Raw genomic sequence first — 15894 nt, 5'->3', positions numbered from 1 at the left:
CTGTTGGATGGTAGTTATGGTAGTCAAGCATTTCAGGTAGGTGCGAATGCCAATGAGACTATTTCAGTGAGCTTACGTAATGTGTCAGCAGATGCTATCGGTTCAAGTAAGATAGCGCCTGCAGTAGGTACAACGGCAGGTGTTGTTGATGATGGGACAGCCGTGTATGCAGATACAAAAATCACTCTAACCAATAATAATTCAGGTAATACAACCGATATTGATATTGTAGCAGCGGATGATGCTTCGACGATTGCGAAGAAGTTTAATGATGTAAGCGCAACTACAGGAGTAAAAGCGCAAGCGTATAACACAATTGAGTTAAGTGATTTAGATTATACCACTGGAGGCGCAGGTCTAAATGCGACAATTGGTGGTGCTGTTGTTACTGGTGCGGCTGATGATGCCGATTTAGTTGACCAAATAAATACCAACGGAGCAGACAAGGGCATATCTGCGGCGATTGTTGACGGTAAAGTTCAAGTTACTCAAGCAGAAGGTAAAGATATTGCCATTGTGTCAGGCAATAATGGCTTTGATGTTGCGGCGGTCATTGATGGTAAAGCGGGTACTGCGCACACAGTGGCTGATGCTGGTTCCGCAAATGCTAATGGTGTGTTGTCTTTTGCAGCGAATACGTCTTTTGAATTATCGGGTGCTGCGGCAATTACTTCAGCCGCGACAGTGCAATCTTCACTTTCAACGATTGAAGATATTGATATTGCGACAGCTTCTGGTGCGCAATCAGCGTTAGATGTAATTGATGGTGCAATAGCAATGATTGATAACCAACGTGCTGACCTGGGTGCGGTGCAAAACCGGATGAGCTTTACTATCAACAACTTGAATAGCATTAGCACCAACGTATCTGATGCCCGTAGCCGGATTCAGGATGTGGACTTTGCCAAGGAAACGGCCACTATGACCAAGCAGCAGATTTTGTCTCAGACTTCTTCTGCCATGCTGGCCCAGGCGAACCAGTTGCCTCAGGTGGCTCTGTCACTGCTGTAATCCAAGCGATTAAGGCATAAAAGGTTATAATCAGGAGGGGGAGGGCTTAGTGCCCTCCCTTTTATTTGACGTACCGGGAATAATGGGTTTGCAATGTCATCGGATGATGTTTTAGTCCTTTATGGCTTTTGTTGTACTGGTTATGATGTGACCGGTTGCCAGGTGTCCAAAGGATGAAAGTGCGTCGTTAAGTTTGTGGCAAACCGTAACAGTGAGTAGGGAGAAACCTATGAGCGGTGAAATACAAATGGCTCCTGCAATTTCAGTTGCTGCAACGCCAGTAACTGAAAAATATGACAGGGCACAACAGAATAGCAGCTCAGATAAGTTGGCTGAAGTTGGCACGAAAGCTGCTTTGAATCCAACAGAGCTAGCCGGTGTTGCGTCCGCAAAGCCAGTCGAGGCTGAAGTAGATACTGATACCCTGATAGCGCTGACAGATTCTCTGACTGATATGATGAGCATGATGCGTAAGGGGTTGGAATTCAGGGTCGATGAGATGCAAGGAATGCCAGTTGTCAGTGTGATGGATATGGACTCGGGTGAACTGATAAGACAAATTCCTTCCGAAGAGGCTTTGGCCTTGGCTGAGAAAATGTCTGAAATTGCCGGTGTATTGATGAAGACTGAGGCGTAACTGGTACGTCACAATATTTAGGAGGTTAGCATGGCGGGTTTAACTGCGACCGGCATAGGTTCTGGGCTGGATATTAGTGGTATTGTTTCTGCTTTGGTTAATGCCGAGAAGGCCCCCAAGGAAGCTAGGCTCAATCAGACAGAAGGGTTGATTAACACTCAAATCTCGGCGATAGGTGCGTTGAAAAGCAGTATTTCCGAGTTTATGGATAAGTTGAAACCCTTGTCTGAAAGCAAAACCTTTACCGGCTTTACTTCCAACTTATCCAAGAGCGATTATTTATCGGCCAAGGCGACGCCGGATGCCGTTGCCGGCAGTTACAACTTGGTGGTTGAACAGTTGGCGCAGAGCCAAAAGCTGGGTTCGGCCAATGTAACCGATGTGACCTCCCCTATTGGCAGTGGTTCGCTGGACATTGATGTTGCAGGTGAAAGCTTTGCAATTGAGGTCAATAGTGATGATTCGCTGCAGGATATAGTGAAAAAAATCAATAGCGCAGAGGATAATGTAGGGGTCACGGCGACTATTATCAACAGTGATGCTGGCCCCCAGATGGTGCTGACTTCCAATAAGACCGGAACAGACAATCAGATTCAATTATCGGCTACAGATGATACTGGCACTGCGTTGGCAGATACTTTTGCAATGACGGAAGTTCAAGCCGCTAAAGATGCCATATTGTATGTTGATGGCTTGAAGGTGACATCAAATTCCAATGAGGTTGAGAATGCCATTCAGGGGGTGACATTAAACCTCAAGGATGCGGATGCCGATAAAAGCACAACTCTGACCATAGAGCCGGACAGGGCTGGGGCAACCAAGGCGATTAAAGAGTTTGTTGATGCCTATAACAGCATGATGGAAACGGCCCGTGGGATGTCGAGTTATGATCCTAAGACCAAGCAGTCAGGCGTATTTCAAGGTGACTCTCTTATCCGGAGTTTACAAGGGCAATTTAGGGGGGCTATCTCATCGTCTTACGGTGAAGGTATGGCATTGGCCAATCTGGGGATCAAGACTACCCGCGATGGTTCCTTGGAACTTGATGAAGATCGTCTAAAAGAAGTGCTGGAAAATGATTTAGCCAATGTCACAGACTTTTTTACCAATGAAGAGAATGGTTTCGCGGCTAAAATGAAAAGCGTTGGTGATACCTATGTCCAAACTGGCGGATTGCTCGATAGTCGTGATGAATCACTGGATAATCGTCTGGCCAGGATTGGAGATGAACGCGAGTCTCTGGAATTAAAAATGAAGGCTTATGAGGATAGACTCACTAAACAATACAATGCGATGGATTTATTGGTTGGTCAACTCAACTCTCAAGGAGCCTTGCTGAGCCAGCGTTTGAATTCTCTCCCTGGATTGGTATCCAAAGATAAGTAACTCTATTATGGAGGTTAATTGAATTTGGAGCAGCAGATACTGTTGGACGAGTTGGCAAATTTGTCCAAGAAGCTTGTGGGGGTAGTAGACCAACTTGAGCAATGCTTGATGGAGCAACTGGAAGAACATGAAGAGTTGGCTAGAGTCTTGCATGATTTGGTATTCGAGCGCCAAAAATTAATCGAACAGTTGGTAACATTACCACTGGAAAGTAGTCAAGATGCATTGGAACAACAACACCAACTGACTTTGGACATAGAACGTCGGATTTCTGTTGTTAGGAAAGCCTATGCCGATACTTTGATTACGCTCCGGGGGAATGATCGCAAACTGAATGTTTATCGAACCCTAGATTTTGAAAGGTAGGAACGAGCTATGAGAGGTTCACTGCAGTCGTATAGAACAGTTTCTCTGGAAAGCCAGCTTTCTGAGGCGAGTCCTCATAAAATCACTCAAATGATGTTCAGCGGGGCTTTGGAAAGAATCGTGCAGGCCAAAGCTGCGATGGAGCAAAATAATGTTGCCCAAAAAGGCGTCCTCTTGGGTAAAGCTATTGGTATTATCCAGGGGTTAAGAGGAAGCTTGGTAATGGAAGCCGGTGGTGAAATCGCTACCAACCTCAGCAATTTGTACGACTTTATGCTGCGACGTATTACAGAGGCGAATCTCAACAATGATGTGCAGGCTCTGGATGATGTTGCGGCTGTGCTGCGGGATATCAAAGAAGCCTGGGATGCTATCCCCGCCGATAAACATCACCTTACGGCTCATGAAGAAAATCGCTGAGTTATTGCTCACTCTGAACAAAGGCGCTTAAAGCGCCTTTTTGACACCCGTCATTTAATTGACGATATCGGTGTTTGTACCCTGAATTTAGACTAAAATCTGGAAGGGGTAGGCAGAAAAGCCATCCTAGGCTTGCTTATATCGTGCCGATAATACAATATTCAGCATTGCTAAAAATTTAGCTGAGTATGTGAAGAAAGCATTGCCAGACTTTCCAGAGCAACTAACACTAATAATTAATGCGAATCCATAATTGCCAAAGCTTAGCGGCCCACTGAATGATGCATACAGATCAACGAATTTTACTTGTCGGACCCCCCTCTGAGCGTACCAATCGCTTGTCTTGTGTTTTAGAGTTTATTGGTGAGCAAGTGGAAGTCGTGGCTCCCGATACCATTGATGCGCAATCGCCGGAAACTCGATGTCGGGCCATGATTTTGGTTGCAGATAGCGTAGAGGGTGATGCATTACAATCTCTGATGTTCAAACTGCCATGGCAGCCTATGTTGCTGCTTGGGCAGAGTAGCATTAGCTCCTCGAATCTGCTCGGCCGGATTGATGAACCCCTGAGCTATTCCCAGTTAACCGAGTTGTTGCACTTCTGTCAGGTTTTTGGCCAGGTCAAGCGGCCTCAGGTACCTACCAGTGCCAATCAGACAAAACTGTTCCGCAGTCTTGTTGGCCGTAGCGAAGGTATCGCCAATGTGCGCCATCTGATCAACCAGGTGGCCGGCTCTGATGCTACTGTGTTGGTGCTGGGGCCCTCTGGTACAGGCAAAGAAGTGGTTGCCCGTAATATCCATTATCTTTCAGAGCGTCGTGATGGCCCTTTTATTCCGGTCAATTGCGGCGCCATTCCACCGGAACTGTTGGAAAGTGAGCTGTTTGGTCATGAGAAAGGTTCTTTTACCGGCGCCATCAGCTCCCGTAAGGGGCGTTTTGAACTGGCCGAAGGCGGCACTTTGTTCCTCGATGAAATCGGCGATATGCCGCTGCAGATGCAAGTCAAGTTGCTGCGGGTGTTGCAGGAGAGAGTGTTTGAACGTGTGGGCGGCAACAAGGCGATTAACGCTGATGTACGGGTAGTTGCCGCGACTCACAGAAATCTGGAAACCATGATTGAAGAAGGAGAGTTCCGCGAAGACCTCTTCTATCGTCTCAATGTATTTCCCATCGAAATGCCGCCCCTTAGTGAGCGCCGGGATGATATCCCGCTATTATTGCAGGAGTTGGTCAGCCGGGTGTTCAATGAAGGCAAGGGCCGGGTGCGTTTTACCCAGCGTGCCATCGATTCGCTTAAGGAACATGGCTGGTCAGGTAATGTCCGTGAACTGTCCAATCTGGTTGAGAGGTTAACTATTCTCTACCCGGGTGGCCTGGTTGACGTTAATGACTTACCGGTTAAATACCGTCATATTGATGTGCCCGAGTACTCGGTTGAGGTTAGCGAAGAACAACTTGAGCGTGATGCTTTGGCATCTATCTTCAATGACGAAGAACCGGTTGATCTGCCTGATACCCGTTTCCCCAGTGAGCTGCCGCCTGAAGGAGTCAATCTTAAGGATCTCTTGGCTGAGTTGGAAATCGATATGATACGCCAAGCACTGGATCAGCAGGATAATGTCGTTGCCCGCGCGGCTGAAATGCTGGGTATTCGCCGCACCACTCTGGTGGAGAAAATGCGTAAATATGGCATGAGTAAAGATTAATATCCTGATAATTTTGACTTTTAAGTTGGCATAAAGTCTGCATTAACCCTGTCAGCATCGTATTTTTGACGGGGTTTATATGTCCGCAAGCCCGCTGGCACAGCTCGAAACCATCTCTCATCATGGCCGCGAATGGATCCCGGTAAGGGAAGCCGCCAATATGTCCAATCGTATGGAGCATATTCTGCAGGCCATGCCTTCGGGCGTCGTTATCCTCAATGGTGACGGCTTGGTCAGCGAAGCCAACCCGGTTGCCGAATCTTTGTTGGGTGTTCCTTTGGTGGGTCAGCGCTGGCTCACTATTATCAATCGCGCCTTCGCGCCGCAAAAAGACGATGGTCATGAAGTTTCCCTGCGAAATGGCCGCCGGGTGAAGCTGGCTATTACGCCGCTGACACCTGAGCAGGGGCAGCTGATTATGCTGACCGATCTCACTGAAACCCGGCTATTGCAGCAAAATCTTTCCCACCTTGAACGCCTGTCTGCTCTGGGAAAAATGGTTGCCACGCTGGCGCACCAAATACGCACTCCGCTTTCTGCCGCTTTACTTTATGCCGCTAATTTGGGCAGCCCAAGGCTGGATACCGGCTCCAGAGAGCGTTTTCAGGGCAAACTGCTCGACAGACTTTCCGAGTTGGAACAGCAGGTCAATGATATGTTGTTGATTGCCAAAGGTAAGCAAGAGGAAGCCTGCGACAGAGTGCCTTTCTCGACAGTGCTGGAAAAAGTGATGGCCAACTGCGAGCCAATTGCCGCCAAGCAAAACGCCGAATTGAGTCTGCAACTTGAAGGTGACCGTGAGATGCAGGTCAATCTTCATGGATTGAGCTCTGCCATCAATAATCTGGTGATCAATAGCCTGGAAGCCGGTGCCACAAACGTCATTCTGCGCCTGAGCTGTGACCAGGCACTGCGCCTTGATGTGATAGATAACGGCAAGGGGCTTGATAGCAAGATGCAAAAACAGGTGTTGGAGCCTTTCTTTACCACCAAGCGTCAGGGCACAGGACTTGGGCTGGCGGTGGTGCAGTCAGTCGTGCGCAGCCACGGCGGCAAATTGGATCTCAGCTGTGAGTTGGACACCGGTTGTACCGTTACGCTGAGCTTCCCACTGATGACAGCTTCTCAAGGGGGGGCGGTATGAGCGAAGCAAAAATTCTTTTGGTGGAAGATGACGCCGCACTCCGGGAAGCGCTGCTCGATACCTTGCTGCTGGCCTGTTACGAGTGTGTTGACGTCGCCAGCGCCGAAGAAGCGATAACGGCTTTGAAAGGTAATCGTTTTGACATGGTGATAAGCGATGTACAGATGGAGGGTATCGGCGGTATGGGGCTGCTGGATTATCTGCGTCAGCAACATCCGCAGTTGCCAGTCCTGTTGATGACGGCCTATGCCACTATTGATAATGCCGTCAGTGCTATCAAGTTGGGAGCGGTAGATTATCTCGCCAAGCCGTTTGCTCCTCAGGTGCTGCTTAATCAGGTGAGTCGTTATTTACGCCCCAAGGTGGTTAGTGGCAGCCCCGTAGTGGCTGATGAAAAGAGCTTGGCCTTGCTGGCATTGGCGCAGCGGGTAGCCGCTTCTGACGCCTCTGTGATGATAAGTGGCCCCAGCGGCTCGGGCAAAGAGGTGTTGGCTCGCTACATTCATCAGCACAGCCAAAGACCTGACGGGCCTTTTGTGGCGATTAACTGCGCTGCCATCCCGGAAAATATGCTGGAAGCCACCTTGTTTGGCTACGAGAAAGGCGCCTTTACCGGGGCTTATCAGGCTTGCCCCGGCAAGTTTGAACAAGCTCATGGTGGCACACTGCTGCTCGATGAGATTTCCGAGATGGAGCTGTCTTTGCAGGCCAAGCTGCTGCGGGTGCTGCAGGAGCGTGAGGTTGAACGCCTGGGGGGCCGCAAGACCATTAAGCTCGATGTCCGGGTACTGGCAACTTCCAACCGGGATCTGAAAGAGATGGTGGCCAAGGGCGAGTTTCGCGAAGATCTTTATTACAGGATCAATGTGTTCCCGCTTGCCTGGCCGGCATTGAATCAAAGACCGGCGGATATCATTCCGCTGGCCAAGCATCTGTTGGCACGCCATGCCGAAAATGCGGCAATTAACCCGGTTCCAGCTCTTAGCGATGCTGCCGTGCGGCGTTTGTTGGCCCACCGCTGGCCGGGGAATGTCCGTGAGCTGGATAACGTGATCCAGCGTGCACTGATCTTGAATCAAGGGCAGATAGAAGCCGGCGATATCATTATCGATTTGCAGGATGTTGCGCTGCGAGATACCACAGCCCAGGAAACGCCTGAGGCGCTCGGTGATGAGCTCAAGGCTCAGGAGCATGTGATTATTCTCGAGACTCTGGCCCAGTGTCAGGGCAGTCGCAAGCTGGTAGCCGAGAAATTGGGGATCAGTGCCCGCACTCTCAGATACAAGATGGCGCGTATGCGTGAGATGGGCATAGAGGTGCCCGCCTGAGTCATCTCCCAAAGTGGCCGTCAGGCCGCTTTCCAATCCTTTTGTCTTTCCTCTGGCTCTGCTTGAATACAGGGCCTTTAGCTCTCTCAATTTTGATTATTCCACTTATGGCAAACTAATTGCATAGAGTCCGGTAACCCAGGTTTTTCGTCAATTCGCTGACGACAGGAGTGAGAAGATGCAAATAGGTGCCAATTCTTTATTGCAGGAAATGCAATCACTTAAAGGTGAAATTGCCCCAACGGGATTTCAGTCTTCGCCTGTACGTCAGGTGGGCAATACCTCAGGAACTGATTTCGGCCAATTACTGGCCCAGGCCGTAGGCAATGTCAGTGAGTTGCAAAGCACATCATCCAATCTGGCCACCCGGCTGGAGATGGGCGACACCACTGTGTCTCTGTCTGACACTGTTATTGCCCGCGAGAAAGCCAGCGTTGCCTTCGAGGCCACAGTGCAGGTGCGCAACAAGCTGGTTGAAGCCTACAAAGAGATTATGAGCATGCCTGTTTAAGGCCTGCTTGCATCACAGATCCCGGATAACAGGAACGCACAGTGAGCACAGAATTAGTAGCAGGATCCAATGTTTCCGCCGCTGGAACTACGCTGGATGGGGCCCAACAGGAAAATAAGTCGGGTGTATTGGGCTCCCTCGGGGGAGTGGATATGCTGCGGCAGATCACCATGATCCTGGCATTGGCTATCTGTCTGGCACTGGCGGTATTTGTGATGATTTGGGCTCAGGAGCCTGAATATCGGCCACTGGGCAAGATGGATACCCAGGAGATGGTACAGGTTCTCGATGTACTGGATAAGAACCGGGTGCCGTACAAGATTGAAGTCGATGTGATTACTGTGCCTGAAGACAAGTACCAGGACGTGAAGATGATGCTGAGCCGCGCCGGTATAGATTCCAGCGCCGATGCCAAGGATTATCTGAGCCAGGATTCCGGCTTTGGTGTCAGTCAGCGGATGGAACAAGCCCGGCTGAAGCAGAGTCAGGAGATGAATCTGGCGCGGGCGATTGAAGAGCTCAATAGTGTCAGCCGTGCCAAGGTGATCCTGGCGCTGCCAAAGGAAAATGTATTCGCCCGCAATCGCGCCAAACCCAGTGCCACAGTGGTGGTCAGTACTCGCAGGGGCGGTTTGGGCCAGGAAGAGGTTGATGCAATAGTAGATATTGTTGCCTCTGCAGTTCATGACATGGATCCCAGCCGGGTGACTGTGACAGACTCCAACGGCCGCTTGCTGAACTCAGGCAGTCAGGATGGGGTATCTGCCCGCGCCAGACGCGAGCTTGAGCTGGTGCAGCAAAAAGAAAACGAATACCGCAACAAGATAGATTCGATTCTGATGCCGATCCTCGGCCCGGAAAATTTCACTTCCCAGGTGGATGTCAGCATGGACTTCACCGCCGTCGAGCAAACAGCCAAGCGTTTCAACCCGGATCTGCCATCACTTCGCAGTGAAATGACAGTGGAAAACAACAGCGTTGGTGGCAGCAGTGGCGGCATCCCCGGAGCCCTTTCCAATCAGCCGCCGATGGAGTCCAATATTCCTGAAAACGCTGCCGATGCCGCAGAAAGCAGCAGTGTTACTTCAGGCAACAGCCATAGGGAAGCGACCCGTAATTTTGAGCTGGATACCACCATCAGCCATACCCGTCAGCAGATAGGTGTGGTACGCCGGGTCAGTGTCTCAGTGGCGGTCGACTACAAGGCAGGTGCTGCCGGTGAAAATGGTCAGGTCGCCAGAGTGCCTCGCACAGGTGAAGAGATGGCCAATATCCGTCGCTTGCTGGAAGGCGCCGTTGGCTTCAACAGCCAAAGGGGCGACATGATAGAAGTGGTGACTGTGCCCTTTATGGATCAACTGGTTGAAGATTTGCCTGAGCCACCTCTGTGGGAGCAGCCCTGGTTCTGGCGGGCGATGAAACTCGGCATAGGTGCCTTGGTGATTTTGGTGCTTATCCTGTTCGTGGTGCGTCCCATGCTCAAACGCCTCATCTATCCCGATGGCCAGAATATGCCGGATGAACCTGCGCTGGGGCATGAGCTGGCAGATATTGAAGATCAGTACGCTGCCGACACCCTGGGCATGCTCAACCGCCCTGAAAGTGAATACAGCTATGCCGATGACGGTTCGATACTGATACCGGATCTGCACAAAGATGATGATATGATTAAGGCCATACGTGCTCTGGTGGCCAATGAACCTGAACTGTCCACCCAAGTGGTGAAGAACTGGTTGCAAGAAGATGCCTGAAAAAAAAGCGGATAAACCAGCCGAGAGCGGCTTCGACGTCAAGAATCTCAACGGGATTGAGAAGACCGCCATTTTGTTGCTGAGTCTCAGTGAAGCCGATGCGGCCTCTATTCTCAAACACTTGGAACCCAAACAGGTTCAAAAGGTGGGTATGGCCATGGCGGCCATGCAGGAGTTCGGCCAGGAGAAGGTGGTTGCGGTTCACAAGCTGTTTCTGGATGATATCCAGAAATACTCCTCCATAGGCTTTAACAGCGAAGAGTTTGTGCGCAAGGCACTGACTACCGCGCTGGGTGAAGACAAGGCCGGTAACCTTATCGAGCAGATTGTCATGGGCAGTGGCGCCAAAGGCCTCGACTCGCTCAAGTGGATGGACGCCAGACAGGTGGCGACTATCATCCAGAACGAACACCCGCAGATCCAAACCATTGTTTTGTCCTATCTTGAACCGGATCAGGCGGCGGAAATCTTTGCCCAGTTCCCGGAAAACACCCGTCTCGATTTGATGATGCGTATCGCCAACCTTGAAGAGGTGCAACCTGCAGCACTGCAGGAGCTTAACGACATCATGGAGAAACAGTTTGCCGGTCAGGGTGGCGCCCAGGCCGCCAAGATGGGTGGCTTGAAGGCTGCTGCCAACATTATGAACTACCTGGATACCGGGGTGGAGAGCCAACTGATGGAAACCCTGCGCGAGTCCGACGAAGAGATGGCGCAGCAGATCCAGGACTTGATGTTCGTGTTCGAAAACCTCATCGATGTCGACGACCGTGGTATTCAGACGCTGCTGCGGGAAGTGCAGCAGGATGTACTGATGAAGGCGCTCAAGGGCGCCGACGAGCCATTGAAGGAAAAGATCCTCGGCAATATGTCCAAACGTGCCGCCGAATTGCTGCGTGACGATCTCGAGGCCATGGGGCCAATTCGTATCAGCGAAGTGGAAGTGGCCCAGAAAGAGATATTGTCCATCGCCCGTCGCTTGTCCGATGCCGGAGAGATTATGCTCGGTGGCGGCGGCAGTGAAGAATTCCTCTGACAGGCGAGTTTGAATGACTGACAAAAAGGTGTCCCACAACATTTTGCCGCCGGATGAAGCGGACGAGTTTGTTCATTGGCAGTTGCCCGATGTGGGTGACGCCATGCCGCTTAAGCCGAGTAATCTGTTTGGCTATAAGCCTGGACGCATAGAGCCCAAGGCCGCCGAAGAGGCTGTATCACCACCGACTTTGGCTGAAATCGAATCTATCCGCGAGCAAGCCGAGCAGGAAGGTTTTGCCGAAGGCAAGGAACAAGGACTGGCCAAAGGCCTGGAGGAAGGCCGTCTTCAGGGCTTGGAACAGGGCTACAGTGAAGGTTTTGCCCAGGGGCTTGAGCAAGGCCGGGAAGAAGGCTTGCAACAGGCCGCCGCCATGATAGAGCGTTTCGACGCCTTGCTCGCTCAGTTCGAGGCGCCGCTGGCGCTGCTGGATACCCAGATAGAAGAATCTTTGCTGACCTTGGTCGGCACTTTGGCGCGCAATCTTATTGCCCATGAGCTGAAGACCCACCCGGAACATATACTGGCGGCGCTCAGGCAAGGGATAGATGCCCTGCCTCTCAAAGAGCAGAAAGTGAATCTGCGTTTGCATCCGGAAGATATGGCTTTGGTCAGCGAGCTCTACGGTGAAGAACAACTGGCACGTAACCGCTGGACACTGGAAGCCGATCCCGGCCTCAACCGGGGCGATTGTGTGGTGGATAGCCAACGCTCGCAAGTGGATATGCGTCTGGAAACCCGTTTGGAAGGGGTGTTTGCCAATCTTGAAGCCGAACAATCCATGTTGGCGAAAAAGGCAGCCCAGCAGCAGGCCGCAATAGACGATAGGCCAAGCCCGCCTATACCGGACAGCGAGCAGGAGCAAACGCTTGCCGATGAACAAACTGCCGCGATAAACGATAAGACAGAGACTGCAAGCCAAGAGGACGAACAGCCCAGCGAAGGAGACACTCATGATGCAGCAGCGCCGAAGCCAACTGCTGAGTGAACTCAAACACTTGGCTGAAAAGCAGGCGCCGTTTCAAGCGGTTGCCAGCGGCCAGTTGGTGCGGGTGGTTGGCCTGACGCTGGAAGCCAGTGGTTGCCGGGCGCCGGTTGGTAGTCTCTGCGCCATAGATACCATGGCGGGAAAGCTTATTGCCGAGGTGATAGGTTTTGACGATGAGCTGCTGTATTTGATGCCGGTGGAAGAACTCAGGGGCGTGCTGCCCGGCGCCAAAGTGATGCCGCTCGGTGAGCAAACCGGGCTCAGTGTTGGTTTGAATCTTCTTGGTCGGGTGCTGGACGGCAACGGCCAGCCGCTCGATGGTATGGGCGCCCTGCATACCGACGAACAAGCCTCGCGCCACAGCCCGGCAATCAACCCCTTGGCCAGACGGGCGATTACCGAACCGCTCGATGTAGGCGTCAGAGCCATCAACGCCATGCTTACCGTGGGCAAGGGCCAACGTATGGGGCTCTTTGCCGGCTCCGGCGTGGGTAAGAGTGTGCTCCTTGGCATGATGACCCGCGGCACCACGGCCGATATTATTGTGGTTGGCCTGGTGGGGGAGCGTGGCCGGGAGGTGAAAGAGTTTATCGAAGAGATCCTGGGCGCCGAGGGGCGGGCCCGCTCTGTGGTCATAGCCGCCCCGGCCGATACCTCCCCCTTGATGCGCCTTCGCGCCTGCGAAACCTCGACTCGGATAGCCGAGTATTTTCGCGATCTCGGCTATGATGTTCTGCTGTTGATGGATAGCCTGACCCGTTACGCCCAGGCGCAGCGGGAAATCGCCCTGGCGGTCGGTGAGCCGCCGGCAACCAAGGGGTATCCGCCTTCGGTATTTGCCAAGTTGCCCCGTTTGGTGGAGCGCGCCGGTAATGGCGGTGAAGGGCAGGGCTCGATCACTGCCTTCTATACTGTGCTTACCGAAGGGGACGATCAGCAAGATCCCATTGCCGATGCCTCGCGGGCCATTTTGGACGGTCACATAGTGTTGTCACGGGCCTTGGCCGACTCTGGGCATTATCCGGCGATAGACATTGAAGCTTCCATCAGCCGGGTGGCACCTATGGTGATCAGCGAGGGGCACCTGGAAGCGATGCGGCGCGTCAAGCAGGTTTATTCGCTCTACCAGCAAAACCGGGATCTGATCTCCATCGGTGCCTATTCCCAAGGCTCGGATCCGCGTATCGATAACGCCATACGCCTGCAACCCGCCATGAACGCCTTTTTGCGGCAGGGGATGCGCGATGCCATCAGTTTCAGCGATTGCCAGCAGATGTTGGGGCAGCTTGCAGCCCAATGTAAGGTGTAATATCACTCTGTGCATGGGTTTTGGGGCTCGACAAAAAAGTGCTGAGAATAGGGTAGCCAGAGCCTGATTGAGAGAGTCGGGTTAAGGCCCGCAAGGCAGGCAATTTTAAGGAATAGTAATACAGATGGCGAAACCCGATCCTTTGCACACAGTGTTGAAACTGGCGGTCGAAGCCGAAGAGCAGGCGGCACTGCAGCTTAAAGCCGCGCAAATGGAATGCCAGAGGCGTAAGTCTCAGTTGCAGGCGCTGCAGGAATACCGTCTCGACTATATGAAGCAACTCGATGCCCAGCAGGGGCAGAGCATTGGCGCCTCCTATTACCAGCAGTTTCATCGATTTGTGCGTCAGGTAGATGATGCCATAGGGCAACAACTCGCCGTGGTTGCCGAGGCGGATAAGCAGCGGGGCTATCGGCAGCAACATTGGCTGGAGAAGCAGCAAAAGCGTAAGGCGGTGGAGATGTTGCTGGAGAAAAAAGCTCTGCAGGCCGAAGCCAAAGCTGCCAAACAGGAGCAGAAACTGATCGATGAGTTTGCTTCCCAGCATTTTTTCCGTCGTAAGCTCAAGCATTGAGCCCATTCCGACATCTATTCCCGGACAATTCCTTGAGAATTCATTCTATATTTTTTGTTGGCGTGAATTTTGCTTTGTTTGAGACAGAGACATTAATTCTGACTCGGCCTATCTTTATCATTGAGGGCCTAGGTGCTGGAGGAAGGCATGCAGCAGTTATCCAATATCCTGTTCGGCAATGCAGGCAGCAAGGGAGTGGCCGCTACAGATGCGCTGCAATCAACTGATAACGAAGCTTTTTCTGCTGCTTATCAAGAGGCGCAGACTAAATTCTCATTCGACTCGCAAGGCGTTAAGCCGACATTTCCCGGCGGCAGTCTTGACAGTGAAAACTTCCATGCAAAGCAGGCTGTCGATGTCTCGCTCATTTTGGGGCAGATAGCCATGGGCAAGAACTTGCCGTCTGAAGACGGCACTATGGTCAACACTATGGCCACCAATATGGCCACCGAAGTCGATGAGCAAAGTCTGCTAACACAGATTGCCGCACTTACCGGGCTCAAGGAAGATGAGATTAAGGCCATGTCTCCAGAAGAACAGATACAGCTCCTGGAAAACCTTAAACAGAGTGGTGTCGAGCTTGGCATGTTAGCGACAGATAGCCTGGAAGGCGCAGAATTGATTACCGCTGACGAAAGCGACGAGAGTGAACAAGACAGCGCCCAATTGGCCGCTGCTGATGAGAAAGCGGCAAATAAAGGCGATAGCAAAGCCGAGGATGAAACCATAGATGCTCCTTTACTGGCTCTTGACAAGACGGCTGCAACGGCAAAAAAGGCCAAGTCTCAGCAAGGTGAGCAACAAATGGGTTGGCCGGATGCTGATAAGTCAACGCGTAAGGCGGCGACTCAGGATGGTATGGCTGCAGTGGCTCGTGAAGCAGTGCTTAATGCCGCTGAGGAAAAGAGTGACAAGATCTTGGCGCAAAGCGCAATTGCCGATAAGGCCAAGACAGATACTGCCGGCAAGTTGGACGTTGCGGTGGCAACGGCGGCAAAGTCTGTTGGCGCTGACGGCAAGAGTGACAAAGCTACGGCCAAGGATGTTCTGGCAGGCGTGCTGAAGGCGGAGGCGAAAGGTGTGCAGAGCGCTGCCGAGGTACGAAGCCCTGTGAGTGACGCCATACATCAGGCGCTCAAGGGGGATGCGGCATCAACCCAGACAGATATCAGCCCATTCCAGCAACAGCTGCATCAACAAGGATTACAGCCTCCCCTGCGGGGAGAGATGGCCCAATATCAACTGTCGTTGAGGCAGGGGATGGAGCAATCATTGCAAACCGCCGATATGGTGCAACGTTTTGCCCCCGTGATGCGGCAACAGTTGATTGCCATGGTCAGTAATGGTGTGCAACAGGCTGAAATTCGTCTCGACCCACCTGAGCTTGGAGCCATGATGGTCAGGGTTCAGGTGCATGGTGATCAGACTCAGGTGCAGTTCCATGTCACCCAACCGCAAACCCGGGACATGCTGGAACAGGCTATGCCCAGATTGAGAGAAATGTTGCAGGAGCAGGGAATGAACCTGGCCGATAGTCATATTTCCCAAGGGGGGCGTGAGCAAGGTGAGCAGCAAGGTGGCAATGGCGGTGCTTTTGCCCAGGAGACTGCCAACGGTGAAATTTCCGCCGAAGAAACGGTACAAAGCACAAATCACACAACAAGTTATGGCTCGGGTATAGATTATTACGCCTGAGCAGGTAACCTATAGGGATGGCATTTTTC

The 15894-nt window shown here is 51.9% G+C and carries 15 protein-coding genes; all 15 read left to right on the top strand.

Annotated elements, in window-relative coordinates; genetic code table 11:
- On the top strand, window positions 1-1011 hold a 1011-nt coding region (locus ACMHXH_RS16280), incomplete at its 5' end, for a flagellin (RefSeq protein ID WP_413738322.1).
- Between the two features lie 229 nt (window positions 1012-1240).
- Entirely contained in the window at window positions 1241-1648 is a 408-nt protein-coding gene (locus ACMHXH_RS16275; RefSeq protein WP_257572928.1) for a flagellar protein FlaG, read from the top strand.
- Window positions 1649-1678: 30 nt separating this feature from the next.
- On the top strand, window positions 1679-3034 hold the full coding sequence (fliD, locus tag ACMHXH_RS16270; protein WP_413738319.1) for a flagellar filament capping protein FliD: 1356 nt from the start codon (window positions 1679-1681) through the stop codon (window positions 3032-3034).
- 18 nt (window positions 3035-3052) lie between these two features.
- Window positions 3053-3400: a hypothetical protein gene (locus ACMHXH_RS16265; RefSeq protein ID WP_413738317.1), complete on the top strand. Its 348-nt coding sequence runs from the start codon at window positions 3053-3055 to the stop codon at window positions 3398-3400.
- Between the two features lie 9 nt (window positions 3401-3409).
- On the top strand, window positions 3410-3820 hold the full coding sequence (fliS, locus tag ACMHXH_RS16260; protein WP_413738315.1) for a flagellar export chaperone FliS: 411 nt from the start codon (window positions 3410-3412) through the stop codon (window positions 3818-3820).
- 278 nt (window positions 3821-4098) lie between these two features.
- Window positions 4099-5529 (top strand): sigma-54 dependent transcriptional regulator, encoded by a 1431-nt coding sequence (locus ACMHXH_RS16255; RefSeq protein ID WP_039035635.1) that lies wholly within the window; start codon window positions 4099-4101, stop codon window positions 5527-5529.
- A gap of 79 nt (window positions 5530-5608) precedes the next feature.
- On the top strand, window positions 5609-6673 hold the full coding sequence (locus tag ACMHXH_RS16250) for a sensor histidine kinase (RefSeq protein WP_144361911.1): 1065 nt from the start codon (window positions 5609-5611) through the stop codon (window positions 6671-6673).
- Complete coding sequence (locus ACMHXH_RS16245; protein ID WP_413738313.1) at window positions 6670-8001, top strand: sigma-54-dependent transcriptional regulator; 1332 nt, start codon at window positions 6670-6672, stop codon at window positions 7999-8001. The genes ACMHXH_RS16250 and ACMHXH_RS16245 overlap by 4 nt, the downstream gene beginning before the upstream one ends.
- A 178-nt stretch (window positions 8002-8179) precedes the next feature.
- The gene (gene fliE / locus ACMHXH_RS16240; protein ID WP_144361909.1) at window positions 8180-8512 is read left to right on the top strand and encodes a flagellar hook-basal body complex protein FliE; all 333 of its coding nucleotides are present in this window, start codon (window positions 8180-8182) and stop codon (window positions 8510-8512) included.
- Between the two features lie 41 nt (window positions 8513-8553).
- On the top strand, window positions 8554-10263 hold the full coding sequence (gene fliF / locus ACMHXH_RS16235) for a flagellar basal-body MS-ring/collar protein FliF (RefSeq protein WP_101056065.1): 1710 nt from the start codon (window positions 8554-8556) through the stop codon (window positions 10261-10263).
- Window positions 10256-11299, top strand: coding sequence for a flagellar motor switch protein FliG (fliG, locus tag ACMHXH_RS16230; protein ID WP_025011061.1), 1044 nt, complete (start codon window positions 10256-10258; stop codon window positions 11297-11299). Before fliF ends, fliG begins: the two co-directional genes overlap by 8 nt.
- 13 nt (window positions 11300-11312) lie before the next feature.
- Window positions 11313-12287, top strand: a complete 975-nt coding sequence (gene fliH / locus ACMHXH_RS16225; RefSeq protein ID WP_413738310.1) for a flagellar assembly protein FliH — start codon at window positions 11313-11315, stop codon at window positions 12285-12287.
- Window positions 12256-13596, top strand: a complete 1341-nt coding sequence (gene fliI, locus ACMHXH_RS16220; protein ID WP_413738324.1) for a flagellar protein export ATPase FliI — start codon at window positions 12256-12258, stop codon at window positions 13594-13596. The genes fliH and fliI overlap by 32 nt, the downstream gene beginning before the upstream one ends.
- Before the next feature lie 124 nt (window positions 13597-13720).
- A complete protein-coding gene (gene fliJ, locus ACMHXH_RS16215; protein WP_101056067.1) occupies window positions 13721-14170 on the top strand; it encodes a flagellar export protein FliJ in 450 nt (149 codons plus the stop codon).
- Window positions 14171-14317: 147 nt separating this feature from the next.
- A complete protein-coding gene (locus tag ACMHXH_RS16210) occupies window positions 14318-15865 on the top strand; it encodes a flagellar hook-length control protein FliK (RefSeq protein ID WP_413738308.1) in 1548 nt (515 codons plus the stop codon).
- Window positions 15866-15894 lie beyond the last annotated feature (29 nt).

This window comes from Shewanella sp. BJSY2023SW001, from assembly GCF_047314685.1.
In the GTDB taxonomy this organism is placed as follows: domain Bacteria; phylum Pseudomonadota; class Gammaproteobacteria; order Enterobacterales; family Shewanellaceae; genus Shewanella; species Shewanella indica.
Note: the sequence above shows the minus strand (reverse complement) of the source record. Positions and strands in the feature narration are given on the sequence as shown.